Source organism: Acinetobacter zhairuonensis (assembly GCF_022601715.1).
Taxonomy (GTDB): Bacteria; Pseudomonadota; Gammaproteobacteria; order Pseudomonadales; family Moraxellaceae; genus Acinetobacter.
On the sequence record NZ_JAKVIM010000005.1, the window covers coordinates 117,276 to 129,306 of the forward strand.

The window sequence follows — 12,031 nt, forward strand, 5'->3', positions numbered from 1 at the left end:
GCGAAGTGTTGTTTTTATGCTTAGTTTTGATACTTGATTTCTGACCAGCGGACAATGACATAGGCAATTAATGCCACCATAAAAAAGACCAGCATCATCCAGGCCAAACCTTGTAAGGTTTCAATGATCGTCCGGTAAATTTCCAATACCCAGCGCTCTTGAGTCAGTTCAATCACAATTTTTTTGTCATTCTCTGTATAAGTCAGTGGCGTGATATATTTTTCCATATCGTAAATACGAATGCCTGAAGAGGTTCCGACCACCATGCCGGCAAATTTAGTGTATTTTGCCCAAGCTTCATGAATCGGGTCGTGAATAATGCGTGCCAGAATAGTATTAATCGAATTGGAAAAAATTTTCATTACTGTAAAAGAAACCAGTAATGCCAGTAAAAAGGTACAAATGATCAAATAATAAAACATGTGATATCCCTTTTATCTTTTTCAATTTTTTATCATTTTACAAAATTTAAGGCAGGGATAGTGTAGTCACAGTGTTCAGCTTCATGTTTGAAACTGAACACTTAAAGATGCTTTAGAGAGAGCGGTATTATTGACGAATTTGTCCGTCACCTAACACAATCCATTTTTGTGAAGTTAGACCTTCTAGACCAACTGGACCACGGGCATGGATCTTGTCGGTGGAGATGCCAATTTCAGCACCTAGACCATATTCAAAACCATCGGCAAAGCGAGTAGAGGCATTCACCATAACCGAGCTTGAATCAACGCGCGCAAGGAATTGACGTGCCAAACTGAAGTTTTCAGTAATAATTGCATCGGTATGATGCGAACCATATTTGTTAATATGCTCAATGGCTTCATCCATTCCCGATACCACTTTCACTGCCAAAATTGGACCGAGATATTCGGTGTACCAATCTTCTTCATTCGCAGGTTTCACACCGCTGCCTAAAATACGCTGGGTTTCACGACAACCGCGCAATTCCACATTTTTCTCGGCATATAGCTCGGCAATACGCGGTAAAAACTCTTCAGCAACTTTCTCATCGACCAATAAGCTTTCCATCGCATTACATACGCCATAACGATGGGTTTTGGCATTCAGTGCAATTGGTAATGCCTTATGTAAATCGGCTTGTGCTTCAACAAAGACATGGCAGTTGCCATCTAAATGCTTAATCACTGGAATACGGGCTTCATTGCTAATACGTTCGATCAGCCCTTTGCCTCCACGTGGAACAATCACGTCCACATATTCCGACATGGTAATTAAATGACCTACTGCAGCACGATCTGCAGTATTAATGACTTGTACTGAAGTTTCAGGTAGGCCCGAAGTTTTCAGTCCATGTTGTATGGCTTCAGCAATGGCTTTATTGGACTCTAGTGCTTCAGAGCCACCACGTAAAATAATGGCATTGCCTGACTTTAATGCCAGCGAAGCAGCCTCTAGTGTTACGTTCGGACGTGATTCATAAATCATACCGACCACACCCAGTGGAACACGCATTTTACCAATTTGGATACCAGACGGGCGATAAGCCAAATCGGTGATTTCCCCAATTGGGTCTACTAGGCTAATGACATCTTTTAAACCTTGAAGCATGCCTTTGAAGCGTGTGGGGTTGAGTTCTAAGCGATCAAGCAAGGCACTGTCTAATTGATTGTTACGACCTTTATCCATGTCTATCTGGTTGGCCGCTAAAATCGCAGACTCATTGTTTTGTAATGCTGTGTAAATTGCAGACAAAGCATTGTTTTTCATTTGGGTAGAAGCGCTGGCTAACACGCGCGATGCTTGGCGTGCTTGTTGTCCTACCGTTTGCATGTATTGTTCAATCGACTCTTGCATGGCGGTTTGATCACTTAGAAATTTCAGTTCCGATAGTAACAGCCTGTGTTCTGACAATGAAGCATATCGAGTGAAAATAGACAAAACTTTAGCGTACAGGGTGCCTCCTATCGCTTTTAGGGTAAAAAAAGATAAGCGGTCATGGAATGAGTTGCAGCCAAAATCATCCTTTGTATATGATGGCTAGCGATAATGACATTGACGTCTTACACAAAAATAGAAAGAGTTAGCACCTAAAAATAGGTACATACGTTGCAGAAGTAGTGTCTTGCAAAATAAAAATAAGACAAGGATGGAGGTAGGGAATATGAATTCCATTATCCAATTGGACGCGGAATTACAGTCATCAATAAATCGTCACGGTTTCTTCGATTTATATCATAAACACAGTTTTAAGCAGCCAGCTCGAACCACATGGATTGATGGTTGGAAAATCGAGTATATGGCGATTGCTAAACCTGAAACCCTGCACAAGACACCCATTGTGATTATTGGCGGCGCATTCCAAAACTTTAATTCATATAAATATTGTGTTGAACAGTTGTTCGCAGCAGGCCCCGTCATTTTAATTGATTTGCCTTCTATGGGCGCCAATCAGCAAATTATCAATGTCGATACAGGACTTTCTGCGGGTAGCTTGGAATTGAGTGATCTTTCCGCCATGTTAGGTCAGTGGCTGGATATTGTCGGAATGCAGCATGTTTCGGTGATGGGAATGTCCTTGGGTTCTGTGGTGGCATCAGGTTTGGCAGATTTACGTCCAGAGTTGATTGATCGCATGATTTTAATGGGCGTGATGCAGAAAACGCGGAAAAGCTGGCGCATGTTACTGGAAGAATCCTTATTTTTGATGCAAGAACAGCGTATGGAAGAATTTGGACAAGCGGTGATTCTGTATCTGGTTAATCATGCCAAACTGGATGTGACGCGAATGTCACCGACGGCAAAGCGCCTGTTCTTTCGGCAGATGGCGGACTTCACTGCAACCGAACAGGAGCGCTATGAAATTAACTGTAATCGCTTGTTACGCCTGACCGATGTCCCAATTCCAAGCAGTAAAGTGCTGGTGGCATGCGGGCAATATGACAGTTTTACCTTGCCGCATGAAAATGCCAATTTTGCCGTGCAATGTCCTGACATGGAATTTGCCATGATTGCCAACGCAGATCATGTGCCGCAATTGCAACGACGTAAAGAAACCATGCATTTATTTGCGACTTATTTACGTGGCGAGTCAATTCAATCGCTTGAAGGCATTATTAATCTGACACGGGCGCAATTGCTGACCATGGAACGCCGCGGAGAGCCACGGATTCAGGTGAGTCAGCCTTTTACTCGGCTTACGCATCGTTTTCTCAATGTACAGTTTGCTACAGAAATAGTCGATCTCAATTTCTTTGGCTTGATGCTCAAGTTTCATCATCAAGACAGTCAGCGTGTTGCTGAATATCCTCGCGATTTAGCACTGCATTTAAAAGATGAGGAAGGGGAATTCTCGATTGAATGTTTGATTTTTGAAGCAGGGGAAACACATGTCCGTGCCTTGTTTAAACATGGTAGTTTTGATGTGGCGGAGCGACTGCTACGTTATATTCAGCGACAACAGTCAGCTTTGATGCCTGCTAGTGCTTGAGCGTCAGTATGATGCTAAGAAAAGGGAGTTGATTGAACTCCCTTTTTTGATTTTTTCCCATTGATTATCTTGAAGATTGCCGACTAGAAGCATGTAGCATCCAAACCAAATCTCCAGAATGTTCCTCTGCCGAGGTCTCATTGGTCTGTGCTTGAAAATAATATTTGGGCTGAACGATGTGGGAATTTTGAAAGCCTGCATCTGTCAGAAACTGTCGTACTTCTTGCGGATGTGTGAAGTGGAAGCTAAATGCACTGCGTGACATGAATTTTAAGAGCTTACTGCTACTCCAGATAATATGTGCCAGTTTATTTTTGACAGGTTCAGGATACAGGTCGCTGAGATAATGAATTTCAGGGAAGCGTTGCCCATGGTGACTAATCGCTTGGAACAGTTGTGCCAATAATGCTTTGTCAAAATAGTTGATTAAGCCCTCACTGATGACCAAAAGTGGATATTGTGCATCAAACTGCTGAAAGATCTGTGCGAATTCATGGCTAAAAATATCCGCGCTAAGTACCTGTGGGCTATTCGGATCAAGTTGTTGTAAGGCTTGGGTTTTGAGCTGAGCCATATCTGGCAAATCTAATTCACGATAAACCAAATTGGGGAACTTTTGTCGAAAATGCCAACCACGCGGAGAAAGTCCGCAGGCAATTTCCAAGACCTGTAATTTCGGGTATTGCGCCAGTAGTTGGTAAAGATGTTCATCAATCATGCAATGGCGCTGCTTCAAGGTACTCCGCATGCTGCCACCGACATAACGCTCTGCCCATGATTCTAAGGGATGCGCCAGTTTTGCCAGAAATTTGCCTTTGGCTGTCGCGAAAATAGGATTAGAAATTCCCATTTGGTACCAAATATAGCCCGTGTAGTGTGCGGTAAATGAAATATGGCGATGTTGTGAAAGTCCTTCTGTCATGTCTTCCTGACCTACTTTTTTGTTTTGATTCTCGTACAGCAAGCGTTGCTGAAAGTTTTTCACATCATAAAGAAAAAGGAGCATTTTGTGATGCTCCTTCCGTCGAATAGTTAGCCTGCATTTTTAAAGGCGACAATTCTGTCTCGGATTTGTCGCCATTCATCACCGAGATCTAAGCTTTCGCCAATTTCAATGTTTGGAATTTTACCGCGCATGCGTTCTAGGCGTTGTTGATTCGGTAATGGCAGTTCTGTGATACCTGCCAATGCGACACATTGTGCAGCGCGATCATTACAGACCAGTCCCATATCACAGCCTGCTTGAAGCGCTGCTTGAATACGAGCATCGGCACCACCTGCGACACAGGCTGCTTGCATGCTTAAGTCATCAGAGAACAGGACGCCATCAAACTTTAATTCTTGACGCAGAATATTTTGAATCCAGAACTTAGAGAAACCTGCTGGGTTTGGGTCAACCTGATCATAAATCACGTGAGCAGGCATCAGGGCATCCAGTTGTGGCATCAATTGAATAAAGCTTTGCATGTCTTTGGCAAAGATTTCAGCATAAGGACGAGAGTCAATTGCTGCCGCCACATGAGAGTCTGCTTTCACCGAACCATGTCCAGGGAAGTGCTTCCCAGTGGATGCCATACCCGCACGTTTCATGCCTTTTAGGAAAGCGCTAGCCAGCGGCACAATATCCTGCATATTTTTGGCAAAACCACGGTCGCCAATCACATCGCTAATGTCATTTAAATCGAGCACAGGTGCAAAGCTGAAATCAATGCCGACTGCCAGTACTTCAGTCGCCATGAGCCAGCCACATTGTTCAGCCAAATCGAGTGCCTGTTCACGATGGTCTAAATACAGCTCACCGAAACGCCCCATGGCTGGGAGCAGGGTAAAACCCGTTTTCAAACGTTGTACACGTCCACCTTCCTGATCGACCGCAATTAAGATTTCTGGGCGAATTTGACGCATATGATCGGTCAGTGCGCGAACTTGTTGTGGGGACTGAATATTTCGTGCAAATAAAATAACGCCACCGACTTGCGGAGCTTGCAATAGTTCAATATCTTCTTGGGTAAGTTCTGTGCCAGCGATGTCCAGCATCAATGCGCCAATCATATCGGTGTCCGTGTTTGAATTATTTAAATAAAGAGGCTGAAGGGATCAGCTTCCGCGAAACAATACCCGAATTCTGCAATGATTTGCTACATTTTGTCAGCACAGATTATGATAAAACTACACGACATAAACATATTCAGTTGTTTAAGATGTTGAATCTGCACCATTCATATTGAATAACGACGCAGAAATTTTGGTCGAAAACCAAGGAAGTACAAATTATTTATGAAACTTCAAACAATAGCTTGTGCAGTTGCGATTGCGACTGGTGGTTTGTTTTTTACACACGCAATCAATGAAGCAATTGCGGCAAATGATACTGCTGTAGTCTCGCAATCTATCGTACCAACAAAAGAACAGGCACTGGTTTCACGACAGCTCGCAACCTTAGTCGATCGTCAACATTATTTGAATATGCGTCTGGATGCGGAGACCTCGAACCGTATTCTTGATTTTTATCTGGACAGTTTAGATCCAGATCACACGATTTTTCTGAATTCTGAAGTTGAACAATATAAGAAACAATATGGTGCGACCTTTGGTGCGGCATTAAAAGCGGGCGATTTAACAGGTCCTTATACGATTCATGCGCAATACCGTGAACGTTTGACACAGTTTTATGAGTTTATGTTGGCTGAGTTGAAAAAGCCGCAAAATCTGCATCAGTCGAATATTTACATTGATATTGACCGTGAAAAAGCACCTTATTTTAAGAATAGCCAAGAGCAGCGTGCCTATTGGCAAAAAATGCTGGTTTCTCAGCTGATCAACTTAACCATTAGTAAGCAAGAAGATCAAGCCAAACAAAAGGTTCTGAAAGATAATCCAGAACTTGCGAATGGACAGGACTTAACCAGCCCAGAAGATTTAACCCCAGTTCAGACCCTGACCAAGCGCTATACCCGTCAATTGGAACGCATTAGCCGTACCAAGAGTGATGATGTATTAGATAAAACCTTGAATGCGATGATGCTGACTTACGATCCGCATAGCAACTATTTCCCACCTGTGGATGCGATGGAGTTGAACCGTCAAACCACGTTGCAACTCGAAGGGATTGGGGTATCGATTCGCCCTGAACGTGGCAATGAAGATTACACCAAGATTGAGACCATTGTAGATGGTGGTCCTGCGAGTAAAACAGGACAAGTGAAATCGGGTGACCGCATTATTGGTGTGGCACAAGATGGCGAAAAAATGGTGGATGTAGTCGGTTGGCCTAGTAATGAAATTGTCGGGCTGATTCGTGGTAAACGAGGTACTAAAGTCACGGTACGTTTATTGGCGACAGGTGCTTCAATGAACCAAGCGCGCAATGTGACCATTGTACGTGATGTGATTCAGGAAGAAGATGCTGGGGTACGTGCACGTGTGGTTGAAGTCAAGCGTGATGGCAAAGTCCACCGTATGGGCGTCATTGAAATCCCATCTTTCTATCTGAATTATCGTGCACGCCGTGCCGGCAATGAATACCGTTCAGTTTCTGAAGATACCAATAATGCCTTGAAAGACCTACAAACCAAAAATGTAGAAGGCATTATTATTGATTTACGTAACAACCCTGGTGGCTCTTTGGAAGAAGTCGCGCGTATGTTGGGGCAGGTGATTAAGTCCGGTCCAGTGGTGCAAATCCGCGATGGCAATGGCAACGTGAGCGTGTTTGAAGATGATGATGGTGGCGCGCAAACTTATGCAGGTCCATTGGCTGTCATGGTGAATTTGGCTTCCGCTTCGGCAAGTGAAATTTATTCGGCGGCCATTCAAGACTACGAACGCGGTATTGTGATTGGCAGCACCACCACGGGTAAAGGAACCGCACAAGTTCAGCTGGATTCCTTAGCCCATGGGCAAGCAACCTTGACTCAGCGTAAGTTTTATCGTGTCACGGGTGGCAGTACGCAAAATAAAGGCGTCATTCCAGATGTCACGCTAGTCGATATCTACAACGAAGAGTTTGGCGAACGTAAAGCTAAGAATGCTTTGAAATGGGACACGATTCCAACTGCACCGTTCAAACGTGAAGGTTCGGTCAAACCGTATGTGCAGCAGCTTGATCAAGCTTCAGACCAACGTGTCAGCGTCGATCCACAATTTAAGTATCTGGAACAGCGTAAAGCGATTGCGAAAAAGTCGGATGACCAGAAACGTATCGTGTTAGATATTGATCAACGCAAAGCTGAACTGATTGCACTTGAGCAGGAAACTTTACAGGCAGAAAACCAGCGTCGTCAGGCAACGGGACAAAAACCGTATGCAAATTGGGAAAGCTATCAAGCCTCTTTAGATGCTTTGGCAGAGTCACGTGCCAAAATGAAAGCTACACAACGCCCAGCTTTGCCTGAAGAAGAAGCTTTTGTAACCGAAGCAGCCAATGTCTTGTTGGACTATGCGAAAGTACAAAAGACGAAATCTTAACTTGCTGTAAAGTTTGTTATGTTAAAAAGCCAGTCTACACAAGACTGGCTTTTTAATGTTTGGAGTATAAAAAAGGCATAAAAAATAAATGGATATTGCTTCAACACTGTAACTAAATTACGTAAATATTCGGGAATAAACACTTGACCAAAAGGATAGAGTATTAGATTCTTAACAGGATTATAAAATTTGAAAAACTTTAGGTTATTTATTGCTCGAGAGCACGACTTTGAATGTATTGATAAAAAAAAGATGACCTAAACGGAAGCTTTATATGGTTCATATACATTATGATTTAAGCCTTGTTGTGGGTTCTATTTTATTTGCTTTGTTGGCATGTTTAATGGTCGTGTCACTGGAACAATTATTATTCCGAGGACCACAGCAAAAGCTTCACAAGGTGATTTTGCTGACCAGTGGTCTAGTTTTAGGCGTTGCCATTTGGTGTATGCACTTTATTGCTATTTTTGCTTGCCAGTTTCCTGAATCATTTAGTATTGATTTTGGGTTGACGATTACATCGTATTTAATCGCTTTTGTCGCATCGACTTTCGCCATTTGGCTGATTACACGTCCCACTTTATCTTTCGCCCGCCTGATTATGGGGGCAGTGCTGATGGGACTGGGCATTTCGGGTATGCATTATACTGGCATGCTCGCTTTAAAACTGCCGTCTTATCATATTCAATATGACGCCATGATGGTGGTATTTTCGATTATCTTTGCCATCTGTGGTTCAGGTTTAACCTTTTGGCTCACATTTAAATATAAAGCGGCCATCAAATATAAGCTTTGGCTAAAAATCTGTATTGCTTTAATGATGGCGATTTCGATTGTAGGTATGCATTTTAGTGGCATGGCGGCGACGAAATTTGTTCAAGATTCTACAGATTTGCTGAACTTAAACCAGTCAGGTTATGGCTTGATTGTGTTTACAGTATTGTTGGTCACTTCTCTGATTTTTATTGCTGCATTTTTTGTTGCAGTACTTGAACAGCGTCTAGAAGAACGGAATATACAGCTCTATACCGCCAATCAGGAACTTGCAAAGCAAGCTGTGAGAGATAACCTGACTAAATTGCCGAACCGTTTGTATTTAGCCGAATACGCTCATTTCCTTTTTACTAATCATCGCTATAACGATCAGAAAATTGCTTTTCTTTTTATCGATTTAGATCGTTTTAAAGGCGTCAACGATGTCTTTGGTCATCATGTGGGTGATCAATTGCTGGTACAGCTCTCGAGCCGTATTCATGCCCAACTGAATGAGCGTCAAAAACTGCTACGTATTGGCGGAGATGAGTTTTTGATGGTGATTGAAGATGCCAGCCTCGAACAAGCAGAACGAATGGCAGCAGTTGCACTGGAACAAATTCAAGAAAGTTTTCTCATCGCAGGGAAGGAAATTAATATTTCAGCCAGTGTGGGCATTGCTATGTTCCCAGAACATGGTAATAACTTGCAAGATTTGCTGATTAATGCAGATGCAGCAATGCTGTCCTCGAAATACCAAGGTCGGAATACCTATTCAGTGTTTAACTATACAGTTGATCAGCAAGAAACCAAAAGCCTGACCAAGTTAATTAATGACCTGTATAAAGCGGTTGAAGAACAGCAATTTGTCCTATTTTATCAGCCGAAATTTACCACACAAGATCATCAAATTTGTGGTGTTGAAGCCTTAATTCGTTGGCAGCATCCGACTTTAGGTTTGTTGACTCCGAACATGTTTATACGTGGTGCGGAAAAAACAGGATTGATTATTGAATTGGGCTATTGGGTGCTGGAACAAGCCTGTCGTCAAATTCAAATTTGGGAAAAAAATAACGTACCATTTTTCCCTGTAGCAGTGAATCTTTCAGCCGTTCAATTTGAACATAAGCATCTGTTTACCAATCTGGAGCAGTTGTTTGAAAAATATCAAATTGATCCAAGTCATTTGATGATTGAGATTACAGAAACCACTGCGATGCATCATATTGAATCCAGTATTCTGAGTTTCGAGCGATTGCGCCAAATGGGGATTAAATTGGCGATTGATGACTTTGGTACAGGGCATTCCAGCTTCCTGTATTTAAAAAATCTTCCTGTAGATGAACTGAAAATAGACCGTGAATTTATTTATGATTTAGAAGAAGATTCTAAAGAAGAGATGATTTTGGAAAGTATCATCCAGCTTGCGATTAAGCTCGGTTTGGTGGTTACCGCAGAAGGGGTGGAATGTGCATCTCAGGCGGAAATTTTATCGCGTTTAGGCTGTCAGCAATTGCAAGGTTATTTATTTGCGATGCCGATGGAAGTGGAGCAACTAGAGCGTATCTAAGTTCTAGCTTTAGGTTGCAGTTCAGTTAGAGTAGTATTGGGTTTGATCTCTGTTTTTCAAATTCACCTCGATCGAGTATCTAAAATTACATACAGATGCGATTACGTCCTTCGGCTTTAGCTTGATAGAGATTTTCATCTGCCAGTTTCATGACCGCTTTAATCTGTACCGAAGAGTCAGGCCAGTGGGCGAGTCCAATTGAAATGGTAATTGGACCAATGCCTTCAACCAGCGTGGTCTCAAGTTTGAGTCTTAGGCGTTCTGCCAGTTTATAACCAATATTCAAATCAGTACTTGGCGTGAGGACGATAAATTCTTCACCACCAAAACGGCAACAGACATCATTATCACGGAAATTGGCTTGAATCAGTTCAGCGACTTTCTGTAACACCAAATCGCCTTTGTCGTGACCATAAGTGTCATTCACTTGTTTAAAGTGATCAATATCAATCGCAATCACACAAAACTGGGTTTTGGTATTCATCAACTCTTGCGTAAAGACTTCCATGCCACGTCGGTTATAAAAACCTGTTAGGGGGTCGGTGTTGACATGATAGTTTAGTTCGCTAATCCGATTTTTAAAGTTCTGCGCGCTGAGCAAGAGCGACAGACGGAACTTTAACACCTCAAAATACCAAGGCTCGATACTTTTAATTTTTTGATCGATATCAGGGGTATTCAAAATACTCGCCATTTTTGCCAGCTGTTCTAGAGGATTGGAAATCAGATAGGCAATGCGCCAAACAATAAAGAAAATAACCAGATAAAAGATCGACATGCCAAACAGGATTTTATACACAATACTGGTGGCTTGTTCTAACAGAATCGCTGTGGGTTGTTGTGAAATGATGATCCATTTGGTGGAGGGCACATAGGCAAATCCTGCCAGATTCTCTTTACCTTCACTGTTGACCAGCTGCATCTTACCAAATTTGGTCGCCTGAATTTGTGCCAGTCCCGTGTTATGCGTTACGGTTTCACCAATCCGTTTTGGATCGGGGTGAAAAATAATACGGTTATACTGATCCAGCACATACATATAGCTGTTTTGATAATTGTATTTGATGCTCAGTAATTCACGAATAATGTTATTTTTCTTTAAATATAGCGCGCCACCAATAAAGCCGAGATAGTTGTGGTTCTGGTCAAAAATGGGTTGTGAGACAAAAACAATCAAATTATGACGCACAGAATAATAAGGTGGCGTGATAACGGGGGCTTTTTTATCTAAGGAAAGCTGAATGCCGTAGGTTTTATTGATGCGTTTTTTATCAAATGCCAGCTGTTCGGGTGCATAAGACAAGAAACGCCCATCTTTATCAATGACCACCACGCTGTCAAAGGCATCAGACTGGAAGCGTAAGCGATCGACTTCATTTTGCAGTTGAATCGGATCATCAAAAGAATGCCCGAGAATGTCGGCACTATACGCCAGTTGCTTGACCAGATTTTTGAACTGTAAATCTGTGCCATGCGCAATTTTTGAAGCATAGTCAAAATTGACGGAGAGGGAGTTTTCAATCAATTGTTGACGCTGAATGTAATAACTGACGGCCAATGAAATTACAAACAGGCTAAAGACACTAAACATCGCTAGGAAAAGAATGAGTTTTCTTAAATCTAGATTAAGTGTTGAAAGTAGCCTTTGCACAATGGTCATTACAATATGAGGTGATTCTGTCGCGAATGGAGTTTTAGCAAAACTTAATCAGGTGATGATATGAAAAAATCAAAGTCAGCCTGAATCTAAACTTGTAGCATGCCAGACAATGTATAGAGAAATGAGATAAAAA

The 12,031-nt window shown here is 42.3% G+C and carries 8 protein-coding genes; 3 read left to right on the forward strand and 5 right to left on the reverse strand.

Translation table 11 applies throughout. From position 1 onward, the window contains the following. Window positions 1–20: 20 nt before the first annotated feature. Together MKI85_RS05765 and MKI85_RS05770 are read right to left on the reverse strand one after the other, a co-directional pair. Window positions 21–422, reverse strand: coding sequence for a hypothetical protein (locus MKI85_RS05765; protein WP_241625862.1), 402 nt, complete (start codon window positions 420–422; stop codon window positions 21–23). A 127-nt stretch (window positions 423–549) separates the two neighbouring features. Then, on the reverse strand, window positions 550–1,815 hold the full coding sequence (locus MKI85_RS05770) for a glutamate-5-semialdehyde dehydrogenase (RefSeq protein WP_241625863.1): 1,266 nt from the start codon (window positions 1,813–1,815) through the stop codon (window positions 550–552). Between the two features lie 307 nt (window positions 1,816–2,122). Between MKI85_RS05770 and MKI85_RS05775 the strand changes: the two genes are divergently transcribed. After that, window positions 2,123–3,448, forward strand: coding sequence for an alpha/beta fold hydrolase (locus MKI85_RS05775; protein ID WP_241625865.1), 1,326 nt, complete (start codon window positions 2,123–2,125; stop codon window positions 3,446–3,448). A 64-nt stretch (window positions 3,449–3,512) separates the two neighbouring features. Here the strand turns inward: MKI85_RS05775 and MKI85_RS05780 are convergent, their stop codons facing one another. Then, a complete protein-coding gene (locus MKI85_RS05780; protein ID WP_241625981.1) occupies window positions 3,513–4,370 on the reverse strand; it encodes a class I SAM-dependent methyltransferase in 858 nt (285 codons plus the stop codon). Between the two features lie 110 nt (window positions 4,371–4,480). After that, a complete protein-coding gene (gene nagZ, locus MKI85_RS05785) occupies window positions 4,481–5,500 on the reverse strand; it encodes a beta-N-acetylhexosaminidase (RefSeq protein WP_241625867.1) in 1,020 nt (339 codons plus the stop codon). Between the two features lie 225 nt (window positions 5,501–5,725). Between nagZ and MKI85_RS05790 the strand changes: the two genes are divergently transcribed. Together MKI85_RS05790 and MKI85_RS05795 are read left to right on the forward strand one after the other, a co-directional pair. Continuing rightward, window positions 5,726–7,915 (forward strand): carboxy terminal-processing peptidase, encoded by a 2,190-nt coding sequence (locus tag MKI85_RS05790; protein ID WP_241625869.1) that lies wholly within the window; start codon window positions 5,726–5,728, stop codon window positions 7,913–7,915. A 274-nt stretch (window positions 7,916–8,189) separates the two neighbouring features. After that, window positions 8,190–10,238, forward strand: coding sequence for a bifunctional diguanylate cyclase/phosphodiesterase (locus MKI85_RS05795; protein ID WP_241625871.1), 2,049 nt, complete (start codon window positions 8,190–8,192; stop codon window positions 10,236–10,238). An 85-nt stretch (window positions 10,239–10,323) separates the two neighbouring features. On the opposite strand, the gene MKI85_RS05800 is transcribed toward MKI85_RS05795, so the two are convergent. Continuing rightward, window positions 10,324–11,898: a sensor domain-containing diguanylate cyclase gene (locus MKI85_RS05800; protein ID WP_241625873.1), complete on the reverse strand. Its 1,575-nt coding sequence runs from the start codon at window positions 11,896–11,898 to the stop codon at window positions 10,324–10,326. Window positions 11,899–12,031: the final 133 nt, after the last annotated feature.